This is a genomic window from Natronococcus roseus, from assembly GCF_043677095.1.
GTDB classification, from domain to species: domain Archaea; phylum Halobacteriota; class Halobacteria; order Halobacteriales; family Natrialbaceae; genus Natronococcus; species Natronococcus roseus.
The window spans coordinates 68,924-90,518 of sequence record NZ_JBHLJR010000004.1 but is presented as its reverse complement, the minus strand read 5'-3'; the positions used below and the strand labels follow the sequence as shown (position 1 = coordinate 90,518).

Below are 21,595 nucleotides of genomic sequence, written 5' to 3'. Positions count from 1 at the left end.
GTAGTAATCCACACAGTCTGAGTTCCAGGCACGTATGACGTGGCGACGACGGTCAGTGCTGACGACGGGTGCAGCGTTCGCTGCCGGTGGCGTACTCTCCTCGGCCGTCTCCGGCGACGGCGAGGTCGACGATAACGACCTCCCGGACCCGAATATCGAACCGAATCCGGAGACGAACGCGGTATGGCCGTCGTTCGACGGCGACGCCGGCCACGCGAGGTACGCCGCAGATGCCCCCGAGTTCGATGGCGAGGCGCTCGAGGCGGTCTGGACGTTCGAACGCGCCACCGGAGAGGCGGCAGTCGCCGACGGCGTCGTCTACGCGTCGACTCCGGACGGAATCGTCGCGCTCGACGCCGCGGACGGCTCGACGATCTGGGAGACCACCGACGTCGACGCGAACAGGCCGTCGGTCGTCGGTGACACCGTCTACGTCGTCGATGACGAGCTGTACGCGCTCGACGCCGCCGACGGCGACGTCCGCTGGCAGACCGAGCTCGAGCCCGAGGACTCGTCCGGAACACAGACCGTCGCCTACGGGAGCGCGTTCGTCGTCGCCGACGGGACGCTGTACGCCCTCGATACCGACGACGGCTCGGTTCAGTGGGAACTCGAGTCGATCACCGCTGATACCCAAGAGTCGGACGACGAGGAGGCGGAGTTCGAGTTCAGGAGTACGACCGCCGCGGCGAACGGCGTCGTCTACGCGCTGGCGGCGGACGACGACGGCGGCGCGCGCCTCGCGCTCGACCCCGAAACGGGCGACGAGGTCTGGCGGGCCGAGTACACGCAGCACGACGGCTTCGGAATCCCGCGGGCACGAGCGACTACGACCGCCGTCGCTCTCGGCGGGGTAAGCCACTACGCGCGAGACGTCCTCGACGCACAGACCGGCGAAGACAAGGGGAAAGCGACGGCCGAGGGAATCGAACTCGTCCTCGGCGAGGCGATCTATATCGGCGGCTACTACGGCGACGCGCTGACCGCAACGTCAACTTCCGACGACGCTGACGATTGGGGCGTCGACGTGCTTCGAAACGTCAACAATGCGGCGGCCATCGGCGGTGATACCGTCTACCTGCACATCAACGACAACGCAGGGACCGGCGACACCGCAGATGCCGACGAGCTCGATCACTCGGAGTACCACGACGAACTCGTCGCCCTGAATAAGTACGACGGAAGCGAGCGGTGGACGATTTCGACCGACGAGCTTCCGATCGGCCACGTCGTGGCTATCGACGACGAGACCCTCTACGTCGAAGACGACGACCACGAGGGCGAGGGCCTCGTGGCACTTCGCGAGCAAACCGACGAAGACGGTGACAACGGCGACGAAGACGGTCAGCAGGAGGACGGCGATGGACGGGAAGACAGTGAGGACGAAGGCGAGGATGAGGGGGACGATACCGATGAGGACGAGCGGGAGGGACCGGAGGAAGACGGCGAAGGCGACGGAAACGATGGCGATGAAGACGAAGATGGCGACGGTGACGAAGACGAGCAAGACGACGGTAGCGAGGAGGATGGCAGCGGGGACGAACAGGATGAAGACGGCGAGGATACGGATGATGACGACCAGGGAGAGCTGGAAGACGATGACGAGGACGAAGGTGAAGCCGACGACGATGAAGAGCCGAACGGCGACGATCAAGAGGATGACGACGACGAGGAGAGCGGTGACGATGGAGACGAGGAAGACGAGCAGTACGGCGGGGAAGAAGGAGACGAGGACGAAGCCGAGCGTGATGACGACGTCGGCGACACCGGCGAGGACGACGGTATCGGCGAGGACGAAGACGATGAAACGGGCGAGGACGATCCGAACGGAGACGACGAAGTCGAAAGCGAGGACGAGCCGGACGCCGACGACGAAGACGATGAAGCCGATACGGACGACGATGACGACACGGACACCGAAACCGACGACGACTCCGACTCCGTCCCCGGGTTTACTACCGGTGCGGGTATCGCGGGCGGTGCGGTAGGGCTCGAGTGGCTCCGCCGACGAGCCGCGACCGACGCGTCGGCGGAGCCGGCGGACGAACCCGAAAGCTAACGAGTCCGTCGCGGTGCCGTCGATCCACTTCCCCGGACGGCTCGAGCGACGGACCCCAAAGTGATCGCCGTGTTACAATGGTTCAAGGAGAAAGCCCACGACTTCAGTCGTGGGATGAATCCGACGGGGGCCGAAACAACTCCGCCAGTTCGTTCCGTCGGTTGTGCTACCGAGTCCGGGGTAAGGATACACACCTCAGCAGGAGGGTAGATGAAGCCCGCTATCCCGGTCGGGGGTCGTATTGGCTCGGCCCACAACCCCACCGTCTCGGACGAGTGAGGAACCTCCCCGTCGTGGCTCTCCAGTCTGTGACTGGAACCCCACGACTTCAGTCGTGGGAGGAAGTCAGTCCGGCGCGCCCTCGAGGATCTCGACCCCGCTCGAGGCGCCGATGCGTTCGGCGCCAGCGTCGATCATCGCTATGGCCTCCTCGTAGCTGCCGACGCCGCCGCTTGCCTTGACTGGAAGAGACTCGCTCATGAGTTCGACGTCCGAGACCGTCGCGCCCCCCTCCGCGAAGCCCGTCGAGGTCTTGACCATCGCGGCATCGGCCTCGCGGGCGGCCTCGCAGGCGTTGCGTTTCTCGTCGTCGGTCAGCAGGGCCGTCTCGATGATCACCTTCACCGGGATCGGGACGGCCGCGACGAGTTCGGCGAGTTCGTTCTCGACGGCCTCAAGCCGGCCCGTTTTGACGTTGGCGACGTTGAGAACGACGTCGAGCTCGTCGGCGCCGGCCTTCCAGGCGAGGACGCCCTCGCGGCGTTTCACGTCGGGGGCGTTCTGGCCGTGGGGGAAGCCGATCACGGTCGCGACGGTGACCTCGGGTGCGTAGTCGACGGCGTGTTCGACGGCGTACGGTGGGATGCAGGCGTTCATCCCGTGGTCGGCGGCGGCGTCGAGGACGTCCTCGACGTCGGCGACGGTCGTCTCGGGGCCGAGGACGGTGTGATCGATCAGGGGAGCGAGTTCGTCGCGATCCATACCGGACCGACTCGCCGAACGGTCAAAAATCCGTCCGATCCCTTATTTGGGTCCGGGGGCTACTGGCCGCCATGGACGAGGAGCAACCCGACGTCGCCCCCGTCGTCGAGGCGACGGCCGACGATATCGCGACGATGGAGATCCGCGGCGCGGCAGCGATCGGGGACGCCGCGGCAGAGGCGCTCGCAACCCAGGCCGAGCGCTCCGACGCGTCGACCCCGGCGGCGTTTCGCGATCAGCTACGCGCCGCCGCTAGAGAGCTGTACGAGACCCGGCCGACCGCCGTGAGCCTCCCGAACGCCCTCCGGTACGTCCTGAGAGGGATCGAGGGCGAGACCGTCCCGGAGCTTCGGGAGTCGACGATCGGACAGGCTCGGGAGTTTCAGGCCGACCTCGAGCAGGCCCAGGAACGACTCGGCGAGGTCGGGGCGAACCGCTTGCGGGACGGCGACGTGGTGATGACCCACTGTCACTCGACCGACGCGCTGTCCTGCGTCGAGGCGGCGCTGGATGCGGGCAAACACGTCGAGGCGATCGTCAAGGAGACCCGACCGCGAAAGCAGGGCCACATCACGGCCGAACAGCTCCGGGAGTGGGACGTCCCGGTAACGCTGGTCGTCGACAACGCGGCTCGGCGCTACCTCGACGACGCGGACCACGTCCTGGTCGGGGCCGACAGCATCGCCGCCGACGGCAGCGTCATCAACAAGATCGGGACCAGCGGGCTGGCGGTCAACGCCCGCGAGCGCGGCGTTCCGGTGATGGTCGCCGCCCAGACGATCAAGCTCCACCCCGACACGATGACCGGCCACACCGTCGAGATCGAGATGCGCGACGAGAGCGAGGTGCTCTCGGAGACGGAGTACGCCGACATCACCGGCGGCGACCGTGCGGACGACGGTCTCACCGTCGAGAACCCCGCGTTCGACGTCACGCCGCCGCGTCACGTCGACGCGATCGTCACCGAACGGGGCCAGTTCCCGCCGGAAAGCATCGTCACGCTCATGCGGGAGCTGTTCGGCGAGACGACCGGCGAACCCTGGGAGGTGTAGCGGCGGCACGACGGCTCGAGCCGCGAACCCGTGGATCATCCAACAGACGTAACCTAACCCCGTCGGTACCGGTGGATATGAGCGACGAGATTCAGGTAGTCGACCCGGCGGCGATCGAGCCCACGGAGCCGGTATCGGGACTGCTCGAGCGAACCGTGATCCGCGCAGGCGGCCGCGGGTTAGTCGTGTTTCGCGTCGACGACGAAACCGCGCGATTCCGCCGGGAGGGGACGACGTACGGATGGGTCCGTGCGGGTCGCGGAACCGTCGCCCGTCCCGACGACGAACGGCCCGCCGAGCTGTCGGCCGGCGACTTTCTGGAGATTCCGGCGGACACAACTCGGCGGTACGTCGCCGAATCTACGTCTCTCGAGGTCCTCACGGTCGTGGACGACGAGCCGGAGCCAACGGGCACCGATTCCCGGATCGCCGTCGGCGAGGGACCCCTCTTGGTCGTCGGACCCGACGAACTCGAGCCGACCGTCGAGAGTCCGGAGCTAAGCCGAGAGACGCCGTTTCCCGACGAGGACGTCCTGCCGATGCGGGTCCGAGTCGCGGGCGGGGCGGCGGCGGGCTGGCACCACCACGGCGAGAACGTCTACTTCGGCTACGCCGTCGACGGCCCGAGCGAGACGGAGTACGGACCGAACGGCGAACGCGTCGCACGCATCGAACGCGGCGAGTGCTTTCACGTCCCACCGGGATTGATTCATCGGGATACGAACCCGACAGACGAGGCCCACACCGGAATCGTCTGGCTCTGCGGGGGGAAGCCGTGGGTCGTGAACGTCGACGGGCCCGGCGGTTCCGAAACGGTTTCGGCCGCCGAGAACCGGTAGCGACACCACCTTCGGGGCGGTCGGGATCGGAAGCGGTTAGTCGCTGCTGTGTTCCAACTCGAGTATGGTGCTTCCCGAGGGGTTCGCGCTCCCGCCCGCGCAGTTTCTCGTCCCGCTCGCGGTAGCGGCAGTCGCCGTCGCCGCGGCGCTGTGGTCGGCCGACCCACCCGTGACCGATCGGACGGTGCTCGCCTTCGTTCCCTGGATGCTGTTCGGCTCGAGCCTGCACGTCCTTCACCGGTTCGAGGCCTACCCCGACGACCTCGCCGTGCTGTTCGGAACGCCGAGCGTCTACGTGATAACGGGGACCGTCGCTGGCGCCGTCTGGCTCGGAGGGATCACGCTCGAGCGAACCGGAGCCGTCTCGAGCGAGCCCCCGGTCGCCGCCGTCGGCACGCTCGGCTTCGTCGGTGCTGCGGCGACCGCCGTCGGCGTCCAGGGCGGGTTCGGCGACGTCTTCTGGCCGCTGCTCTCGGTCGTCCTGACGGTACTGGTCACGGCCGGCGTCTGGGCCGCGCTCGGCCGGCGCTACGAGCGGGTCGCTGCCGTCACGGGCGCGACCGGCGCGCTGGTCGTCTTCGGCCATACCTTGGACGGGATCTCGACGGCGATCGGCTTCGACGTTCTCGGCGCCAGCGAGGAGGTTCCGCTCTCGCTTCTGATCCTCGAGGCCGGCCACGCCCTCCCGACGGCAGAGTACGTCGGGGGCGGCTGGCTGTTCGCCGTCGTCAAGATCGCGCTGGCGCTGGTCATCGTCGGCCTGTTCCGAGAGTACGTCGAGGACGCCCCGCGACAGGGTCGGGCGCTGCTCGCCCTCCTCGCCGCGGTCGGGCTCGGACCGGGCGCGCACAACGTGCTCCTGTTTCTCGTCACCTAGACTTTTTGCCCCCCGCGCCCTCTGTTGATAATCTGCTATGGTCACCGTCCTCACTGCGGGTCACGTCAACTGGGACGTGACGCTCCGTATCGATCGACTCCCGGTCGCCGACGGCGAGGCCTCGATCCGCTCCCAGCAACAGTCCGGTGGCGGCAGCGCGGCGAACGTCGCCGCGACGCTGGCCGGACTCGAGGTCGACGTCGGTCTCGTCGGCAGCGTCGGCGACGACGACAACGGACTGCTCGCCCGTCACGAACTCGAGGAGACCGGGGTCTCGATCGACGGCGTACGAATCGTCGAGGACGCCGAGACGGCCGTCAAGTACCTGCTGGTCGAGGACAGCGGCGAGGTCGCCGTCCTCGGCAACGACGGCGTCAACGAGGCAGTCGAGCCGGCCGACCTCGAGCCCGAGCGGATCCGGGCGGCGAGTCACGTCCACCTGACGAGCCAGCGTCCCGACACCGCCGCCGAAATCGCCTCCATCGCAAGCGAGGCCGGCGTCACCGTCAGCTTCGATCCCGGCCGTCGCCTGGGCGAGCGGGACTTCGGCGACGCCCTCGCGCTCGCGGACGTGATCTTCGTCAACGACCGCGAGGCCGAGGCGATGCTCGAGGCCGAGTACAGCGACTCGGCGTTCGACGATCGGTTCGTCGTCGTCAAACACGGCGCCGACGGGGCGTTGCTTCACACGCCCGACGGCGACCACGTTCATTCCGGGTTCGAGGTCGAGACGATCGACACCGCGGGCGCCGGCGACGCCTTCGCCGCCGGCTTCCTCGCGACGATGGTTGCTACCGGCGACGGCGAGTTCGACCCCGAGCGAGCACTCGAGTACGCGAACGCCTGCGGCGCGCTGACCGCCGGGCGGAAGGGGGCACGGAGCGTTCCGTCGGCCGCCGAGGTCGAGACGTTTCTCAGTGATCGCCACTGACGGGTTATTTTATATGATCGGGTATGATAGAACTCGGATAGGTGTCCGACACACGAATGACGAGTGTATGACGAACGGATGAGAGTGCCCACGTCCGGCGGTTCTCATCGAGTGCTTCCCGGCGGTACCTATTTGTCGAGTGCCGTTGGCCAGTGGTCTAGGGAGTCACGGCGACGTGACTGAGAGACATGAACGAACGAACGACACCCAACACCCCTGGATGTGGGTTCGGTCAGCGCGTCCAGTACGACCGAGACGACAACGAACCGCCGAGCATCGCTGTCGCGACGGCGCTCGCGACCTATCACGGTGAAGACGTCACCGACTCCAGCGTCCGGCTGTACGACTACATCGATCCCGAGGCGCTGGACTCGCTGTTCGTCCGCACCTACGGCGGCGGCGATCGATCGACCGGGACGGTCGTCTTCGACGTCGACGACGTCACCGTCACCGTCAGCCCGGAGCAGGTCGAGGTAACCGGGTAGGCCGACTGCGCGCTCGAGGGTCGACGGCGGCTCCGGGGGTGCTCTCGAGGCCGTGCCGGGCTCGAATCTTTTTTCTCGTCGCCCGCGGAACGCGAGCCTATGGCAACGCAGCCACACCTGCTGGTCGAGGAGGGAGACCTGACGGACGTCGCACTGATTCCGGGGGATCCGGGTCGCGTCGATCGGATCGCCGACCACTGCGACGAATCCGAAGTCGTCGCCGAAAACCGCGAGTACAAGGTCGTCAACGCCACCTACGGCGACCGGGAGCTGACGATCTGCTCGACGGGGATCGGCTGTCCCTCGGCGGCGATCGCGATCGAAGAGATGGCTAACGTCGGCGTCGAGACGTTCATCCGCGTCGGGACGACCGGTGCGCTCCAGTCCGACATCGAGATCGGCGACATGATCGTGGCGACCGGCGCCGCGAAAAACGAGGGCACCTCGAAGCGCTACGAGGACGCGGAGTACCCCGCCGTTCCCGATTACGAGGTGCTCTCCTCGCTGGTCGACTCGGCCGAAGCGAACGACGAGGACGTTCACGTTGGTCCGATCGTCTCGGACGACGCCTACTACGCCGAGACCGACGAACACGTCGCCGACTGGGAGAACGCTGCCTTGCTCTGCGTCGAGATGGAGGCCGCCGCCGTCTTCACGCTGGCTCGCCGACGCGGACTCCGCGCGGGCGCGATCTGTACCGTCGACGGCAACCTCGTCGAGGGCACCCAGAAGGGGACCGACACCGAGGACGACGAACTCCCCGAGAAGGCCAAGAACAACGTCGGCCGCGCGATCGACATCGCGCTCGAGGCGACGACGCAGCTCTGAGCCGTTCCTGGTGAAAAACTAACTCGTTAGGAGTCGTACCGGACGTATGGGTGAAACACTGTTCGAACTCGAGCACGCCTACGACCGCGGCGAGCTGGCCGCTATTTTCCGCGAGTTCGCCGTCGCGCTCGAGGCCGAGACCCCCGTCGAACTGCACAGCGGCGAGCGCCGGCTCACGATCGACGTCCCCGCGGACGTCGTCGCCGAGCTCGAGGGCGAACACGAGGACGGACGGACCGAACTCGAGTTCGAACTGGAGTGGGACGATCCGGACGGTTCCGGCATTCGCGTCACGGACGCCGGGGAAGGGGAGGGTGCCGAAGACGCCGAAACGACTGCCGTCGACGAGAGCACGAGTACGGGCGCCGACGAGACGAGCGATCGAGTCGAGACGAGTGAGTCTCCAGGCCGGCGAAGCCGATTCGAGGTGTACGAGGACCGCGCCGAGGAGTGGCGCTGGCGGCTCGTCCACTGGAACGGCAACGTGATCGGGGACAGCGGCGAGGGGTACGCCTCCCGGTCGAACGCCGAGCGGGCCGCGCGGGGCGTCATGCGAAACGCCCCGAGCGCGCGGATCGAGCGCCGGGACGAGTAGTTCGGGGACGGCTCAGCGCTCGAGCGTCTCCTCGAGTTTCAGGGTCTCACGACGAGTCGCCCGCTCGTACTCGAGCGACGGCGACGCGGTCTCGGGGATCGCCTCGTACTCCCGCAGGAAGTTGAGGACGCCGCGCTTGCCACCGAAGTCGCCCCGGTACCGCCAGAAGAGCCGCGGTACGGTCGTGACACCGTCATCGGGGTCGTAGCCGACGGTTTCCTCCAGGTGCCAGCGGATCGAGATGTCCAGTTCCTCGTCGACGTCGGCCGCCGAGTAGACGGCGATCGGCGGACAGTGGTCGCCGCCACGACTCAGCGCGAAGTGGATCCGCGGATCGCACTCCTCGAGTCGGAATCGGCGCTCAAACCGGGAGGGGAACGACCGCGGAACGTAGCCAAAGCCCCAGGGATGTTTCGATCGGCGGAGCATGCCGTGCTGGATATCGTTGAGGCTCAGCCAGACGCCGCCGACGGGGATTCGATCGCGGCCGAAGAACGTCCAGCGGTCGACGAGCCCGCCCTCGAGGAGTTCGGGCGACTCCTCGAGCAGCAGCTGCGCGTAGGCGTTGTAGCAGTTGAACCAGAACGCCAGTCGGCGCTCGCGACTCGAGAGCGCCCGCTCGAGCCGGGAGCGCTCGAGGGTCGCCAGGTGCGTTCGCAACCAGTCGTGGTCGCCCTCCGTTTTGACCGTGTAGAGAAGATCGGCCGACAGGGAGAGGGGATCGAGCTGGGTCGACATCCGAACTAGGCTAGGTGAACCAGCTTCTTGAAGGCGTGTTGCGACTGGCTACGACACTCCGGTCGTGGAACATGTCGGGTCCGCTTTTATCGTTGCGCCGACGGATACCTAATCGTGAACCGCAGCAAAGGGTATCTACTCGTTCTCGTCACGATATTCGCCTACCTCTCCTGGCAGCTCGTCGTTCCGTTCTTCCAGTACGTGTTGCTCGCGTTGCTGCTCGGCTTCGTCCTGTTCCCGCTTCAACAGCGACTCGAGGAGTACGTTCCGCCGGCGGTCGCCGCGCTCTCGCTCGTCTTACTGGCGATCGTCGGCTTCATCGTTCCGTTCGTGCTCGTCGCCGCGGTCGTCGCCGAGGACGCGGCGGAGCTGATCCAGGAGACCGATCCCGACGACCTCCAGATCGCCGAGATCGAGGCGCTGATCGAGGACGAAACCGGCATCGAGGTCGACATCGTCGGAACGGTCGCCGACTCCGCCCAACAGATCGGCTCGATCGCTCTCGAGCAGGCGACGGACTGGTTCGGCGCGCTCACCAGCGCGCTGATCGGGTTCGGGCTGGCGCTGTTTCTGCTGTTTTACCTGCTCAAGAGCGGCGACGACCTCATGGACTGGATCCGAGCGCGGACGCCCCTTCCCGACGACGTTCAGGACGACCTCTACGGCGATCTCAACGAGGTCACGTGGGCGGTGCTCGCGGGCCACGTTCTGATCGCGATCATCGAGGGCGTCATTGCGGGCCTCGGACTGTTCGCGGTCGGCATCCCCAACGCCGCGTTCTGGACGTTCATCATGGTGATCCTCTCGCTGGTGCCGCTGATCGGCGCGCCGTTCGTCTGGATCCCCGCCTCGCTGTACCTCTTTGCAACCGGCGAACCCGTCCTCGCCGCGGCGCTTGCCATCTACAGCGCGGTCATCGTCGGCATCTGTGACGACTACCTCCGACCGGTCGTCGTCGACCGCTACGCCGAGATCAGCCCCGCGGTGATCATCCTCGGCGTGCTTGGCGGGATCTACGCCTTCGGGGTCATGGGCGTGTTCTTCGGTCCCGTCGTCGTCGGCGCGTTCATCGCCGCCGTCAACGTCCTCGACGAGAACTACGACCGGCTCGGGGCGGAGTCGGGATCGAGGTAAGATCACGGAGCCGGCTACCGCGCTCGGCGCCGCATCGCCCTGTAACCGGCGTACGCGAGTCCGGCGAGCCCGGCTCCGAACGCCGCTCCGCTCGGCGTTCGCCCGCGCTGTCGCAGCCTGGTGTAGAAACTCGACTCGGCGACGTACCCCTCGTAATCCCCGCGCTCCTCGAGGTCACCCGCGGGCTCCTCGAGCCCGCTCTCGGCGTCCGGACGCGGGGGTTCGCCCTTTCGCTGCTGGGGGCCGAAGACGGTCTTCATCAGCGTATCCATCAGCTCCGGGGTGTACTTCCCGAGCAGCGTGAACCCTTTCCCGCCGCCGCCGACGGTGACCTCCCGCTGGGGGTGTTCCGCGGCGTGGAGGATCGCCCGCGCGACCGTGTCGGGCGCGTACACCGGCGCCGGTACCGTCGCCGCCTCGTCCATGTGGTTCTCCGCGTTTTGCGGGTAGGGCGTGTCGATCGCGCCCGGTTTGACCAGCGTTACGGTGATCGGTCGCCCCTCCTCCTCGAGCTCCATCCGCAGGGCGTCGGTGAAGGCCTTGACCGCCTGTTTCGACGCCGAGTAGCTGCCCTGCAGCATGATCGAGCGATCGGAGACGATGCTGCCGACGTTGATGATCGTCCCGCCCTCTTCGAGGACGTCGAGGGCTTCGAGCGAGCCGTACAGTAGCCCCCAGACGTTGGTATCGAACTGCTCGCGCATCTCCTCGACGGGAATCTCCTCGAGGCGGCCGTAGATCGAGACCGCGGCGCCGTTGATCCAGGTGTCGACCCCGCCGTAGGTCTCCTCGGCGACGCGGGTGATCTCGCGGACGTTCTCGCGGTCGCCGACGTCGGCGACGACAAAGGTGGCGTCGCCGCCGTCGGCCTCGATCCCCGCGACGGCCTCCCGGAGGACCTCCTCGCTACGGGCCGCCAGGACGACCCGCGCGCCCCGCCGGGCGGCCATCCGTGCGGTCGTCAGTCCGATTCCCGACGAGGCGCCGGTGATCACGATCACCTGCTCCTCGAGCGGTTTCGGCTCGGTCTCAGTCTCTCGTCCGCTGGTGAGTCGCTGGAACATCGCTATCGTCCCAACGGGGACGACGGGTTTGCGCTCGGGGCCTGTATGCGCGTGCACGGCGTCGCTCGAGCGCCGCCTCGGAGACGGACGCGAACGGCCCCGATCCGTCGGGCTTTTGGCTCGCGGGATCCGAACGGTAGTAACGACGATGGCCCGGTACCACATCGAGACGTACGGCTGCACGTCCAATCGCGGGGAAAGCCGCGAGATCGAGCGACGGCTCCGCGACGCGGGCCACCACCGGGTTGACGGCCCGGGCGAGGCCGACGTAGCCATCCTCAACACCTGCACGGTCGTCGAGAAAACCGAGCGCAACATGCTCCGCCGGGCCGACGAGTTGGCAGACGAGACCGCCGACCTCTACATCACGGGCTGTATGGCCCTGGCCCAGGGCGAGGAGTTCGCCGCGGCCGACGTCGACGGCCGAGTGCTCCACTGGGATGAAGTGCCGGAAGCGGTCACCAACGGCGAGTGTCCGACGACGACCCCCGACGCCGAGCCGATTCTGGACGGCGTCGTCGGCATCCTCCCGATCGCGCGGGGCTGTATGTCCGACTGCTCGTACTGTATCACAAAGCGCGCGACGGGCAAGATCGACTCCCCGAGCATCGAGGAGAACGTCGAGAAAGCCCGGGCGCTCATCCACGCCGGCGCGAAGGAACTTCGGATCACGGGCCAGGACACCGGCGTCTACGGCTGGGACGAGGGCGAGCGAAAGCTGCATCGCCTGCTCTCCGAGATCTGCGACCTCGAGGGCGACTTTCGCGTCCGCGTCGGAATGGCCAACCCGAAGGGCGTCCACGGCATCCGCGAGGAACTCGCCGCGGTCTTCGCCGCGAACGACGAGCTGTACGACTTCCTGCACGCGCCCGTCCAGTCCGGATCGGACGACGTGCTCGGCGACATGCGCCGCCAGCACCAGGTCGAAGAATACCTCGAGGTGATCGAGACCTTCGACGACCACCTCGACTACTGGACGCTGTCGACGGACTTCATCGTCGGGTTTCCGACCGAAACGGATCACGACCACGCCCAGTCGATGGCGCTGCTCCGCGAGACCCGCCCCGAGAAGGTAAACGTCACTCGCTTCTCGAAGCGCCCCGGTACTGATGCAGCCGAAATGAAGGGCCTCGGTGGGACGGTCAAGAAGGAACGGTCGAAGGAGATGAGCGCGGCCAAACGCGAGATCGTCGGCGAGGCCCACGCGTCGATGGTCGGCGAGGTCCGCGAGGACTGTCTCGTCGTCGAGGACGGAACTGCCGACTCGGTGAAGTGTCGCGATTCGGCGTACAGGCAGATTATCGTCCAGAACGCCAGCGACCACGGCATAGAACCCGGCGACTTCGTCGACCTCGAGGTCACGGCCCACGAGACGATGTACGCCTTCGGCAAGCCCGTATGAACCACTTCGACCCGTTCCGACCGTAACCTCCCGGGCGCCACCGGCACTTTTGCTGCACCCGTCCGTACCCGCAGGCGATGCTCGAACTCTACCAGCTCGAGGGCTGTCCGTACTGCGAGACCGTCGCCGACCGGCTCGACGAACTCGAGGTCGACTACGAGAGCGTCTGGGTCGAAGCGCTCCACTCCGAGCGCGACGAGGTAAAACGGGTCTCCGGCCAGCGGGGGGTTCCCGTGGTCGTCGACGACTCCTACGGCGTGACGATGGCCGAGTCCGAACGCATCCTGGAGTTCCTCGAGTCGACGTACGCCTGAACAGCAGCGCGAAGCGGGCGACCGCTACTCGCTCCCCTCGTCGAACTCGCCGGGATCCCGACCCGGGTCCTCGACGTTCGGCGCGCCGACCGCGAGGACGATCCCCTCCTCGTCGCCGACGTTGCGGTGGCCGTGGCCGACCTCGGGTCTGGCCAGCCAGAACGCGCCGGCCTCGACCTCGCGGCGCTCGGCGTCGCCGTCGCGGCCGAGAGTCAGCTCGAACTCCCCCTCGAGGGCGAAGTACAGCTCCTCCTGTTCGGCGTGGGCGTGGTACCGGATCTCCTCGCCGGGCTCGAAGTACCAGAGCTTGAGCTGGACGTGCTCGCTCGGGAGGAAGTCGTCGATCGCCCGCATCTGTAGGTCCGAGGGCACCTCGTCGATCTCCGAGAGGTCGGTCAGCGGGACGTCGTCGGTGTGTACCACCTCGTACTCCATAGCGTACTACGTCGAGGCGACGAGAGGGAAAAAGCGTCCGGTCGACCGGTCCGAGTTGCTGGTTCTCCGGAGTGCGAGCCCGTCATCTGGGGGAGGAGACCGGTCACTGATCGGGATCGACCGGCGCCGACCTCGACACGACGCCGATCTCGCCCGCGATCTCCTGGGGACCGGTCCGTCCGAGATCGACGCCGGCCTCCTCGAGACGGTTGACGATCTCGCGGGCGTACTCCGATCGGATGCGACCGTACGTGATCCGATCGGGTTCTGCGATCCACAGCGAGGCGACGACCTCGACGGTCTCGCCGAGGTCCGTAACCCGCACGATCGGCTCCGGGCGCTCGAGGACGTCCGGATGGTCGGCCGCCACCTCCGAGAGAATTCGGACGACGGCGTCGAGGTCGTCACCGTAGTCGACCCGCACGGGAACCGTCAGGCGGAGTCGACCGTTGAGCACGGTGTTGGTGACCGCGTTCGCGGTCAGTTCCGAGTTCGGGACCGCGATCACCTCGTTGTCGAAGGTTCGGACCCGCGTCGACCGGAACCTGATGTCCTTGATCACCCCTCCTTGTCGTTCCAGCGGATCCAGTCGCCGATGTTGAACGTCGGATCGGTGACGATGAAGACGCCACTGACCAGATTGCCGACCACGTTTCCGTGAGCAAAGCGAACGGAAGCCCGTCACGAGTGTGGCGAAGTAACGATGTTCTGGGCCGCGAACCCGAGCGCGACGGTAAACGCGGCGACGAGGATCGCGGCGCGCTCGAGGACGAAATCGAGGCCGGCCAGCGAGAGGCCGGCGACGACCGCGGCGAGGACGACGCCGACGGCGGCGACCCGTTCGATCCCCTCCCGGAGGGTACGCTCGGTTCCTCGAAGCTCGAGTGCGAGTCCGAGGACCGGAAGGGCGACGAACCGTCCGACGGCGTAGATCAGCGCGACCGTCACCAGAAACGTCGCGAAGTTGTCGAGCAGGATGAGGTATGCGCCGAGCAACTCCTCGATCGAACCCAGCTCCGGCACGGCGTCCAGGTTCGGTGCCGAGCCATACAAGGATTCGGCCAGCAGCCGCGGCGAGGTGGCGTCGGGGACGTCACAGCTCACTCGAAGACGACGGCACCGCCCCCGTCGGGGACGGTCGCGCCCTCCTGGGCGGCGAACGCCTCGTGAACGCGCTCGTAGGTGTCCTCGAGGGCCTCGACGATGACGGAGGTGTCGCCGATGACAGGCATGAAGTTGGTGTCGCCCTCCCAGCGCGGGACGACGTGGGTGTGGAGGTGGTCGTCGATCGAGCCGCCCGCGCCGTCGCCGAGGTTGAGTCCGGCGTTGAACCCGTCGGGGCCGAGTGCGGTCTCGAGAGCGTCGAAGGTACGCTGTTTCAGCCGGGCGTGATCGAGCAGCTGCTGGTCGTCGAGCTCGCCGTACGCTCCGGTGTGAGCGTAGGGGATGACCATCGCGTGGCCGGGGTTGTACGGGTAGTTGTTCAACAGGACGAAGGCGTGCTCGCTGCGCGCGACGACCAGGTTCTCCCTGTCGGCGTCCTCCTCCGGGAACGCACAGAACACGCAGCCGTCGTCGGGGTTTCGCTCGTCCCGTTCGACCCACTCGATCCGCCACGGTGCGAACACTTGGTTCATACCCCGGTACACTCGAGGGATCCCTATAGTCGGATCGAACGACAGCGGAGGACCGTTCGAGAAACGAACCACGGTAGGTCGGTTGTATGACGGAGCGTCGCGTCGGGTGGGAAACGTTTCGGAGAAGGAGCGATGAACGATATAAGCGGATTTGAGGGCTTGTCGGGAGCGAGATCCGGTTGGCGAACACGTCAGTATACTTCTCGAAACGATACAGAGGTTTAAGATGGTACTCCGAGAAGAACGAAGTAATGGCAACCACAGACGACTCCTTCAACGGGCTGACCGAGCACTGCGAGGACTGCGGCCTCGACACTCCACACGAGGTGTCGGTCCAGCTCAGAACCGAGAGCCGAAAGGAGGAGAACGCACAGTTCTCCCGGGAACCCTACCGCGTCGCCGAGTGCAAGCGCTGTGGTACTCGGACGAGCCAGCGGATGAACAACGCCTAGGGGTCGGTGACGATCAGGCAGTCGTCACTTCGCAGCCGTCCTCGGTGACGATGACCGTGTGTTCTTTCTGACTGACGAGACAGCCCTCGTCCTCTTTCAACACCGGATAGCCGTGGACGATGTCGTTTCGCTTGAGTCGGCGCAGCGCCATCTCCGGACGACTGGTCTCGAGCCAGCGGGTCGCGAACGGGAGCGTGCGGAACTCCTCGGTGATCTGCTCTAGGGCCTTGCGGGCGTCCCGGTTTCGAACCGATCCCTCGCGCTCGAGGGCGAAGATCTCCTCGCTGGCGCCCTCGGTGACCTTCCCGCCGCCGTCGGTCGCGAACGGCTCGATCGCGACGACGTCGCCGACCTCCAGGGTCGTCCCCTGCGAGACCGCGCGGTTCGGGATCGTCGGACTGGTGTGTTGCTCCCAGTGGCCCAGCCCGTGACCGGTGAGGTTGACGACGGGGTTGTAGCCGTAGCTGGTGATGACGTCCTCGATCTCCGCGCCGATCTCGCCGGTCTCGACGCCGGGCTCGATCATGTCGATCGCCGCCTCGAGGGCCTGCTCTGGCGCCTCGGCGAGCTCGGGGTTGCCCGAGTGATCGACGGTTATCGCGGTGTCGGCGAGCCAGCCGTCGATGCAGACGCCGATGTCGAGGTTGATCATCTCCTCGCCGAACGTCGACTCGTCGCCGATCGAGGGGGTTGCGTGGGCCGCCTCCTCGTCGATCGAGATGTTTACGGGAAACGCCGGCTTGGCGCCGAGTTCCCGGATGCGGTCCTCGGCGTACTCGGCGATCTTGAGGTGGCTCGCGCCGACCTCGACGCGGTCTGCGGTCTCTGCGCGCACCTGCGAGAGGATCTCCCCCGCTTCGCGGAGCTTCTCGTACTTCTCGGAGTCGAAGTCCACCTCGGATTCGGCCATGTACCCGAGTTACACCGGTCGGCAAAAAGAGGTTCCGTCTCCCGACGCTCGAGGGGCTACCGATCGGACGCCGACGACGCGATCCAGCGACACGCCGGACAGGTCTCGAGCCCCTGGACGTTCGAGAGGGTGGTCTCGCACTCCGGACACTGTCGAGCGCCGTGGTGGGGTGGCTTGAGCATCGATTCGGAACTCGGTACGACAATAAATAAAAGTACTTCACGACGATCGTCGAACTCGAGGCGGACGGATCGGGACCGTGCTATCGGTGAACGAGCCGTTACTCGGACAAACGACGCACAATCCCGTGAAACGGTCGTCGCGGCTTTGTCGCTCGGGGGCGTCCTCGCTCGTGGCGTGAGAGACGCCAGTTCGGGTGCCGCACGCGCCGACCGATTCCCTGGATCGACGGTCCGTACCCGGCGGACCGTCCACTCAGGGGTCGTTAGCGATCGGTCGCTCGAGCGGTCTGCATCCCGTCGCTGTTGTAGGCCGAGCCCAGCCGCCCCCGGGCGTCGACCGCGATGACGCCGGCGGTCGAGCCGGTGATCTCGGCGAACTCCTCGATCGCGAGCTCCGCGGCGGCGTCGGCGTCGAGGCCGCGCTCGACGTGGCCGGCGACCCGCCGCGAGAGCGTCACGCGTGCGATGTCCTCGCCGGCGCCGGTCGCGCTCACCGCCGCCGAGGGACAACAGTAGAAGCCGGAGCCGACCTGCGGGACGTCGCCGACGCGGCCGGCAAGCGCGAGCCAGCGCCCGCCCGTCGACGTCGCCGCGGCGAGGTGCTCGCCGTCGAAGGCGACCGCGCCGACCGTGTCGTGGTCCAGATCGGCGGTCGTCGGGTCGTTCGTCCCCTCCTCGTCGCGGCCGTCGGGATCCGTCCGGCCGTACCGTTCGCGGATCCACTCGAGTTCGCTCTCGGTACCGCCAGCGGGTGGCTCGAGGTCGGTCCACTTCTCGCGCGTGCGTTCCGACCAGAGGTCGACACCCGTCTCGACGCCGAACGCCTCGGCCAGCGAGACGGCGTGCTCGCCCGAGACGAACCCGTGGGGCGTCTCCTCCATAACGAGTCGGGCGACCTCGACGGCGTGTTCGACGTCGGGCATCGAGCAGGCCGCGCCGACGGCGCGGTCGTCGGTCATGATCCCCGCATCGGTTCGGATGCGGCCGTCGCTCTGGACCGCGCTGCCGACGCCCGCGTTGAACCGGGGCGAGGACTCGAGAACCCCGACCGCGGCCTCGACGGCGTCGACCGGGGTCGGTCGCTCGGCACCGGTTTCGGCCGCCCGCTCGAGTACCTGCCGTCTCCGTTCCGGTTCTTTTGGCGTGCTCCCGGCGCCGCCGTGGACGAGTAGCTGCATACCGATCTCTGGTGAGGCGAGCACGGTAACGGTTTCGTGACGGTCTGAAACCCTACACACTTACCAGCGGGGGCTGAGTAGCAACGTCGAGGATGACGTCGGCCCTCCTACTCGCCGGGTTCTGTGCCGCGATGACCGCAGTCGCCGTCGGTCGGCTACTGGCCGGCGACGAGCTGACCCCCTACCAGGGCGGGATCGCGCTCCTCGTACTCGGGATCACGTTACTGGCCGGTTCCTGGAGCGCGATCAGGATGGGGTGGTCGACGGAAACGGGACGAGCGCTGCTCGGGGCGAGCGGCGTCGCCGTCGCGGTTGTCGGTGCCGTCCTTCTCGCCCGGTACTGGGGAGCGGCGACCGACGGGGCGCGCGATCCCACGAGGTGATCGCCGTTCGTCGGAGACGGGTTCGACAGCCGACGAACGAGTGTGTAACGATCGAAACTGTGTTTTACCGGTATGAGGGGTGCTCGAGCGGATTTTTCGACGATCGGCTGCGGTCGACCGATTGACGGTGGAAATCGGACGCAACATCGGCGGAAATGGGAGCCCTTTTAGCCCCATCGGAGCACGGTACAGACGAGATGAGCTACGACAAGATCGAGGTCCCCGAGGAGGGGGAGAAGATCACGCTGAAGGAGGGAACCGACGACGAGCTGGAGGTCCCCGACAACCCGATCATCCCGATCATCTACGGTGACGGCGTCGGCAGCGACGTCGGCCCCGCCGCCCAGAAGGTCCTGGAGGCCGCCGCCGAGGCGACCGGTCGCGATATCAACTGGATGCGCGTCTACGCCGGCGAGTCCGCCCGCGAGAAGTACGACGAGAACCTGCCCGACGAGACCGTCGAGGCGATCAAGGAACACCGCGTCGCGATCAAGGGTCCGCTGACGACGCCCGTCGGCGCCGGCTTCCGCTCGCTGAACGTCGGCCTGCGCAAGCTGCTCGACCTCTACGCGAACGTCCGACCGACCTACCACCTCGACGGCGTCCCGTCGCCGGTCAAATCGCCCGAGCAGATGGATATGGTCACCTTCCGTGAGAACACGGAGGACGTCTACGCCGGCATCGAGTGGGAGGAAGGCACCGACGAGGTCGAGGAGGTAAAGGAGTTCGTCGAAGAGGAGATGGGCCAGACCGACATCATCCACGACGGTCCCGTCGGCATCGGCGTCAAGCCGATCACCGAGTTCGGGACGAAGCGCCTCGTCCGCCGTGCGATCGACTACGCCCTCGAGCACGACCGCGACTCGGTCACGCTGGTCCACAAGGGCAACATCATGAAGTTCACCGAGGGCCAGTTCCGCGACTGGGGCTACGAGGTCGCAGAAGAGGAGTACGGCGACGAGGTCATCACCGAGGACACCCTCTGGGAGGAGAACGACGGCGAGGTCGACGACGACACGCTCGTCGTCAACGACCGCATCGCCGACAACATGCTCCAGCAGATCCTCACCCGCACCGACGAGTACGACGTCATCGCGACGATGAACTTAAACGGCGACTACATGTCCGACGCCGCCGGCGCCCAGATCGGCGGACTCGGCATCGCGCCCGGTTCGAACTTCGGTGACGGCCGTCTGCTGGCCGAGCCCGTCCACGGCTCCGCGCCGAAGTACGAGGGCCAGGACAAGGTCAACCCGACCGCGATGATCCTCTCGGGCCGCATGATGCTCGAGTACCTCGGCTGGCACGACGCCGCTGACCTCGTTCGCGACGCCGTCGAGGAGACCATCTCCTCGGGCAAGGTCACCTACGACTTAGAGCGCCAGCTCGAGGACGCCGAGAAGCTCGCCACCAGCGAGTACGCCGACGAAGTTGTCAGCAACATTGAAAAACTGGCATAAAGCCAGTTTTTCAAGCAATCAGACACCAGCGGTGTCTGATGATATCGAGGAGCTGTCGTAGACAGCGTTTTGGTCTGCTTTTTTGGTCTGACGGTGCTCGACAAGCAGTTTAGGTAGGGGATAGCCTCCCCACGGCCGAATCGCCGGGGTACGCGGTTCCGTTTTAGAGACGGCATAGGGACGAATTTCAAAATTCAGGACGAGATATTCCTTACAGAAACCATATTAACTGGGTAGATACGTTCTACCACTCCGAAGATCGACCTCATATCTATCAGTTTCGTCGAGTATTACGAGGGATATAGAGAAGATTATGAAGTAGTGCCGAAGAGACGTCGGAACGAAGACATGGTACTCGAGGGAGCACACAGTCGGATCTCGATGGGGGAAGGCCACCGATCGGTCGGCACCAGCGAGGCCGAGCGAACCGTGGACAGCGCGTCCGAGCGACGAACGGGCACCGGAGTCGGGGGATCTCCGAGCCGGCTGCCGGCTCGAGGTGAGCCGTAGATGCGTCGGCGGAACTTGCTGGCGGTCGTTGGGGTCACTGCGGCCGGCGGCGCCGCTACCGCGTACGGGGTTTCTCAGCGCGACTCCGACGAGAACGGCGGGACCGGCGACGATGAAAACGAGTCGGACGGAAACGGGGACGACGAGTCGGGAAGCGAGGGGTCGAGCGACGAGTCGGCAGACGAGGAAGCCGACGACGAGCAGGCGGACGACCTCGAGGAACGCCTCGAGGGCAGCGAGGGGATGCTCGTCTTCACCTACGACGACAGCCCGATCGAGGACTACACGCTCACCTACCAGGTCCACCAGGAGTACGACGTTCCCGGCTGCGTCGCGGCCTGTCCCGGCTGGATGGAGGACGGCGGTGGCGACGAGTACCTCTCTCCGGACCAGCTTCGCGAGATGCACGACGACGGTTGGGGGGTAATGTCACACACCTACTACCACCGTGCGCTCGGTAAGATCCAGCTGACCGAGACGGCTCTGGAGGGGGACGACCGCATCTACGTCGAAGCGAACCGCCACGCGGACATCGAGGAGGATCCGCTGGTGATCTTCGACGACGAGAACAGAACGACCGCGACCGTCGCCGGCGGTGGGAGCGACTCCACCGGGGAGTACGTCGAACTCGCCGAACCGCTCGAGGAGACGATCGACGCCTCGGGCCACGTCAGGTATCCGGAGGAGTTCATGCAGAACATCCTCGACGAGACGGACGCACAGCTCGAGGAGTGGGGGCTCACGGTGCTCGGGTTCGTCTACACGTACACGCGATACCACGGGCTCATCGAGGATCTCGTTCGGGACCACTACGAGGCCGTCGCGAACCACCGCTTCGGCGGCGGCCACAACGAGATCGACGGCCTCGATCCGACGACGATGCAACGGATGTACATCGAAACCGATCGGGCAACCGAGGAGGAGATCGAGGAGTTCATGCAGACCGCCGCCGAGGACGACGTGCTCTCGATCGTCGGCGGCCACTCACAGTTCGAGACGATCACCGAGGAGCGACTTCGGTACACGATCGAGACCGCTCTCGAACACGACCTCGCGATCGTCACGATGGAGGAAGCGCTCGACGAACTCGAACTCCGTTAACACCGATTTCGGTTGTCAGTTTGGCTCGGCCGTGTCGAGGGATCAACG

General features: G+C 66.4%; 26 protein-coding genes and 1 pseudogene. 16 read left to right on the top strand and 11 right to left on the bottom strand.

Annotation, left to right across the window (positions count from 1 at the left end):
- Positions 1-34: 34 nt before the first annotated feature.
- Positions 35-2,059: an outer membrane protein assembly factor BamB family protein gene (locus ACFEMD_RS11470; protein WP_394741138.1), complete on the top strand. Its 2,025-nt coding sequence runs from the start codon at positions 35-37 to the stop codon at positions 2,057-2,059.
- A 345-nt stretch (positions 2,060-2,404) separates the two neighbouring features.
- On the opposite strand, the gene deoC is transcribed toward ACFEMD_RS11470, so the two are convergent.
- On the bottom strand, positions 2,405-3,040 hold the full coding sequence (gene deoC / locus ACFEMD_RS11465; RefSeq protein ID WP_394741137.1) for a deoxyribose-phosphate aldolase: 636 nt from the start codon (positions 3,038-3,040) through the stop codon (positions 2,405-2,407).
- A 71-nt stretch (positions 3,041-3,111) separates the two neighbouring features.
- Between deoC and ACFEMD_RS11460 the strand changes: the two genes are divergently transcribed.
- The 7 genes from ACFEMD_RS11460 to ACFEMD_RS11430 all read left to right on the top strand — a co-directional run bounded on the left by ACFEMD_RS11460 (position 3,112) and on the right by ACFEMD_RS11430 (position 8,647).
- Entirely contained in the window at positions 3,112-4,092 is a 981-nt protein-coding gene (locus ACFEMD_RS11460; RefSeq protein ID WP_394741136.1) for a ribose 1,5-bisphosphate isomerase, read from the top strand.
- A gap of 77 nt (positions 4,093-4,169) precedes the next feature.
- Positions 4,170-4,931 carry a cupin domain-containing protein gene (locus ACFEMD_RS11455; protein ID WP_394741135.1) on the top strand — a complete coding sequence of 254 codons (762 nt, stop codon included), beginning with the start codon at positions 4,170-4,172 and terminating at the stop codon, positions 4,929-4,931.
- Positions 4,932-4,995: 64 nt separating this feature from the next.
- Positions 4,996-5,808, top strand: a complete 813-nt coding sequence (locus tag ACFEMD_RS11450) for a DUF63 family protein (protein WP_394741134.1) — start codon at positions 4,996-4,998, stop codon at positions 5,806-5,808.
- 37 nt (positions 5,809-5,845) lie between these two features.
- Positions 5,846-6,739: a carbohydrate kinase family protein gene (locus tag ACFEMD_RS11445; protein WP_394741133.1), complete on the top strand. Its 894-nt coding sequence runs from the start codon at positions 5,846-5,848 to the stop codon at positions 6,737-6,739.
- Between the two features lie 188 nt (positions 6,740-6,927).
- The gene (locus ACFEMD_RS11440; RefSeq protein WP_394741132.1) at positions 6,928-7,224 is read left to right on the top strand and encodes a HalOD1 output domain-containing protein; all 297 of its coding nucleotides are present in this window, start codon (positions 6,928-6,930) and stop codon (positions 7,222-7,224) included.
- A 99-nt stretch (positions 7,225-7,323) separates the two neighbouring features.
- Positions 7,324-8,052 carry a nucleoside phosphorylase gene (locus tag ACFEMD_RS11435; RefSeq protein WP_394741131.1) on the top strand — a complete coding sequence of 243 codons (729 nt, stop codon included), beginning with the start codon at positions 7,324-7,326 and terminating at the stop codon, positions 8,050-8,052.
- Positions 8,053-8,098: 46 nt separating this feature from the next.
- Entirely contained in the window at positions 8,099-8,647 is a 549-nt protein-coding gene (locus ACFEMD_RS11430) for an amphi-Trp domain-containing protein (RefSeq protein WP_394741130.1), read from the top strand.
- A 12-nt stretch (positions 8,648-8,659) separates the two neighbouring features.
- On the opposite strand, the gene ACFEMD_RS11425 is transcribed toward ACFEMD_RS11430, so the two are convergent.
- Positions 8,660-9,385 (bottom strand): DUF547 domain-containing protein, encoded by a 726-nt coding sequence (locus ACFEMD_RS11425; RefSeq protein ID WP_394741129.1) that lies wholly within the window; start codon positions 9,383-9,385, stop codon positions 8,660-8,662.
- 114 nt (positions 9,386-9,499) lie between these two features.
- On the opposite strand from ACFEMD_RS11425, the gene ACFEMD_RS11420 reads away from it, so the two are divergent.
- The gene (locus tag ACFEMD_RS11420) at positions 9,500-10,519 is read left to right on the top strand and encodes an AI-2E family transporter (protein ID WP_394741128.1); all 1,020 of its coding nucleotides are present in this window, start codon (positions 9,500-9,502) and stop codon (positions 10,517-10,519) included.
- Between the two features lie 14 nt (positions 10,520-10,533).
- On the opposite strand, the gene ACFEMD_RS11415 is transcribed toward ACFEMD_RS11420, so the two are convergent.
- Positions 10,534-11,583, bottom strand: a complete 1,050-nt coding sequence (locus ACFEMD_RS11415) for an SDR family oxidoreductase (RefSeq protein ID WP_394741639.1) — start codon at positions 11,581-11,583, stop codon at positions 10,534-10,536.
- Positions 11,584-11,731: 148 nt separating this feature from the next.
- Here ACFEMD_RS11415 and ACFEMD_RS11410 point away from each other — a divergent pair, with 148 nt between their 5' ends.
- Positions 11,732-12,985 carry a tRNA (N(6)-L-threonylcarbamoyladenosine(37)-C(2))-methylthiotransferase gene (locus tag ACFEMD_RS11410; protein WP_394741127.1) on the top strand — a complete coding sequence of 418 codons (1,254 nt, stop codon included), beginning with the start codon at positions 11,732-11,734 and terminating at the stop codon, positions 12,983-12,985.
- A gap of 77 nt (positions 12,986-13,062) precedes the next feature.
- A complete protein-coding gene (locus ACFEMD_RS11405) occupies positions 13,063-13,299 on the top strand; it encodes a glutathione S-transferase N-terminal domain-containing protein (RefSeq protein ID WP_394741126.1) in 237 nt (78 codons plus the stop codon).
- A gap of 24 nt (positions 13,300-13,323) precedes the next feature.
- On the opposite strand, the gene ACFEMD_RS11400 is transcribed toward ACFEMD_RS11405, so the two are convergent.
- The 5 genes and pseudogenes from ACFEMD_RS11400 to ACFEMD_RS11380 all read right to left on the bottom strand — a co-directional run bounded on the left by ACFEMD_RS11400 (position 13,324) and on the right by ACFEMD_RS11380 (position 15,371).
- On the bottom strand, positions 13,324-13,734 hold the full coding sequence (locus tag ACFEMD_RS11400; RefSeq protein ID WP_394741125.1) for a cupin domain-containing protein: 411 nt from the start codon (positions 13,732-13,734) through the stop codon (positions 13,324-13,326).
- A 103-nt stretch (positions 13,735-13,837) separates the two neighbouring features.
- Positions 13,838-14,158, bottom strand: coding sequence for a hypothetical protein (locus ACFEMD_RS11395; RefSeq protein WP_394741638.1), 321 nt, complete (start codon positions 14,156-14,158; stop codon positions 13,838-13,840).
- Between the two features lie 93 nt (positions 14,159-14,251).
- Positions 14,252-14,385, bottom strand: a pseudogene (locus ACFEMD_RS11390) (mechanosensitive ion channel domain-containing protein); the annotation flags it as partial.
- Between the two features lie 30 nt (positions 14,386-14,415).
- Positions 14,416-14,838 carry a hypothetical protein gene (locus tag ACFEMD_RS11385; protein WP_394741124.1) on the bottom strand — a complete coding sequence of 141 codons (423 nt, stop codon included), beginning with the start codon at positions 14,836-14,838 and terminating at the stop codon, positions 14,416-14,418.
- The gene (locus ACFEMD_RS11380) at positions 14,835-15,371 is read right to left on the bottom strand and encodes an HIT family protein (RefSeq protein ID WP_394741123.1); all 537 of its coding nucleotides are present in this window, start codon (positions 15,369-15,371) and stop codon (positions 14,835-14,837) included. Before ACFEMD_RS11380 ends, ACFEMD_RS11385 begins: the two co-directional genes overlap by 4 nt.
- A 251-nt stretch (positions 15,372-15,622) precedes the next feature.
- Between ACFEMD_RS11380 and ACFEMD_RS11375 the strand changes: the two genes are divergently transcribed.
- Positions 15,623-15,823, top strand: a complete 201-nt coding sequence (locus ACFEMD_RS11375) for a DUF7835 family putative zinc beta-ribbon protein (protein ID WP_278290227.1) — start codon at positions 15,623-15,625, stop codon at positions 15,821-15,823.
- Between the two features lie 13 nt (positions 15,824-15,836).
- Here ACFEMD_RS11375 and map read toward each other — a convergent pair whose 3' ends face one another.
- The 3 genes from map to ACFEMD_RS11360 form a co-directional block, all read right to left on the bottom strand.
- Positions 15,837-16,733: a type II methionyl aminopeptidase gene (gene map, locus ACFEMD_RS11370; RefSeq protein WP_394741122.1), complete on the bottom strand. Its 897-nt coding sequence runs from the start codon at positions 16,731-16,733 to the stop codon at positions 15,837-15,839.
- A gap of 56 nt (positions 16,734-16,789) precedes the next feature.
- Entirely contained in the window at positions 16,790-16,915 is a 126-nt protein-coding gene (locus tag ACFEMD_RS11365) for a hypothetical protein (RefSeq protein WP_293030238.1), read from the bottom strand.
- A gap of 263 nt (positions 16,916-17,178) precedes the next feature.
- Positions 17,179-18,093: an isoaspartyl peptidase/L-asparaginase gene (locus ACFEMD_RS11360; protein WP_394741121.1), complete on the bottom strand. Its 915-nt coding sequence runs from the start codon at positions 18,091-18,093 to the stop codon at positions 17,179-17,181.
- Between the two features lie 92 nt (positions 18,094-18,185).
- On the opposite strand from ACFEMD_RS11360, the gene ACFEMD_RS11355 reads away from it, so the two are divergent.
- The 4 genes from ACFEMD_RS11355 to ACFEMD_RS11340 all read left to right on the top strand — a co-directional run bounded on the left by ACFEMD_RS11355 (position 18,186) and on the right by ACFEMD_RS11340 (position 21,547).
- Complete coding sequence (locus ACFEMD_RS11355; RefSeq protein WP_394741120.1) at positions 18,186-18,476, top strand: hypothetical protein; 291 nt, start codon at positions 18,186-18,188, stop codon at positions 18,474-18,476.
- A gap of 197 nt (positions 18,477-18,673) precedes the next feature.
- Positions 18,674-19,936 (top strand): isocitrate dehydrogenase (NADP(+)), encoded by a 1,263-nt coding sequence (gene icd, locus ACFEMD_RS11350; protein WP_394741119.1) that lies wholly within the window; start codon positions 18,674-18,676, stop codon positions 19,934-19,936.
- Between the two features lie 348 nt (positions 19,937-20,284).
- Positions 20,285-20,446, top strand: coding sequence for a hypothetical protein (locus ACFEMD_RS11345; protein WP_394741118.1), 162 nt, complete (start codon positions 20,285-20,287; stop codon positions 20,444-20,446).
- A complete protein-coding gene (locus tag ACFEMD_RS11340; RefSeq protein ID WP_394741117.1) occupies positions 20,447-21,547 on the top strand; it encodes a polysaccharide deacetylase family protein in 1,101 nt (366 codons plus the stop codon).
- Positions 21,548-21,595: the final 48 nt, after the last annotated feature.

Coding starts and splice junctions, on each gene's coding strand:
- ACFEMD_RS11440 (WP_394741132.1), top strand. CDS start 6,928: ATGAACGAACGAACGACACCCAACACCCCTGGATGTGGGTTCGGTCAG.
- ACFEMD_RS11355 (WP_394741120.1), top strand. CDS start 18,186: ATGACGTCGGCCCTCCTACTCGCCGGGTTCTGTGCCGCGATGACCGCA.
- ACFEMD_RS11470 (WP_394741138.1), top strand. CDS start 35: ATGACGTGGCGACGACGGTCAGTGCTGACGACGGGTGCAGCGTTCGCT.
- ACFEMD_RS11405 (WP_394741126.1), top strand. CDS start 13,063: ATGCTCGAACTCTACCAGCTCGAGGGCTGTCCGTACTGCGAGACCGTC.
- ACFEMD_RS11380 (WP_394741123.1), bottom strand. CDS start 15,371: ATGAACCAAGTGTTCGCACCGTGGCGGATCGAGTGGGTCGAACGGGAC.
- ACFEMD_RS11435 (WP_394741131.1), top strand. CDS start 7,324: ATGGCAACGCAGCCACACCTGCTGGTCGAGGAGGGAGACCTGACGGAC.
- ACFEMD_RS11400 (WP_394741125.1), bottom strand. CDS start 13,734: ATGGAGTACGAGGTGGTACACACCGACGACGTCCCGCTGACCGACCTC.
- ACFEMD_RS11345 (WP_394741118.1), top strand. CDS start 20,285: ATGGTACTCGAGGGAGCACACAGTCGGATCTCGATGGGGGAAGGCCAC.
- deoC (WP_394741137.1), bottom strand. CDS start 3,040: ATGGATCGCGACGAACTCGCTCCCCTGATCGATCACACCGTCCTCGGC.
- ACFEMD_RS11340 (WP_394741117.1), top strand. CDS start 20,447: ATGCGTCGGCGGAACTTGCTGGCGGTCGTTGGGGTCACTGCGGCCGGC.
- ACFEMD_RS11360 (WP_394741121.1), bottom strand. CDS start 18,093: ATGCAGCTACTCGTCCACGGCGGCGCCGGGAGCACGCCAAAAGAACCG.
- ACFEMD_RS11425 (WP_394741129.1), bottom strand. CDS start 9,385: ATGTCGACCCAGCTCGATCCCCTCTCCCTGTCGGCCGATCTTCTCTAC.
- ACFEMD_RS11430 (WP_394741130.1), top strand. CDS start 8,099: ATGGGTGAAACACTGTTCGAACTCGAGCACGCCTACGACCGCGGCGAG.
- map (WP_394741122.1), bottom strand. CDS start 16,733: ATGGCCGAATCCGAGGTGGACTTCGACTCCGAGAAGTACGAGAAGCTC.
- ACFEMD_RS11460 (WP_394741136.1), top strand. CDS start 3,112: ATGGACGAGGAGCAACCCGACGTCGCCCCCGTCGTCGAGGCGACGGCC.
- ACFEMD_RS11415 (WP_394741639.1), bottom strand. CDS start 11,583: ATGTTCCAGCGACTCACCAGCGGACGAGAGACTGAGACCGAGCCGAAA.
- ACFEMD_RS11375 (WP_278290227.1), top strand. CDS start 15,623: ATGGCAACCACAGACGACTCCTTCAACGGGCTGACCGAGCACTGCGAG.
- icd (WP_394741119.1), top strand. CDS start 18,674: ATGAGCTACGACAAGATCGAGGTCCCCGAGGAGGGGGAGAAGATCACG.
- ACFEMD_RS11450 (WP_394741134.1), top strand. CDS start 4,996: ATGGTGCTTCCCGAGGGGTTCGCGCTCCCGCCCGCGCAGTTTCTCGTC.
- ACFEMD_RS11455 (WP_394741135.1), top strand. CDS start 4,170: ATGAGCGACGAGATTCAGGTAGTCGACCCGGCGGCGATCGAGCCCACG.
- ACFEMD_RS11365 (WP_293030238.1), bottom strand. CDS start 16,915: ATGCTCAAGCCACCCCACCACGGCGCTCGACAGTGTCCGGAGTGCGAG.
- ACFEMD_RS11445 (WP_394741133.1), top strand. CDS start 5,846: ATGGTCACCGTCCTCACTGCGGGTCACGTCAACTGGGACGTGACGCTC.
- ACFEMD_RS11410 (WP_394741127.1), top strand. CDS start 11,732: ATGGCCCGGTACCACATCGAGACGTACGGCTGCACGTCCAATCGCGGG.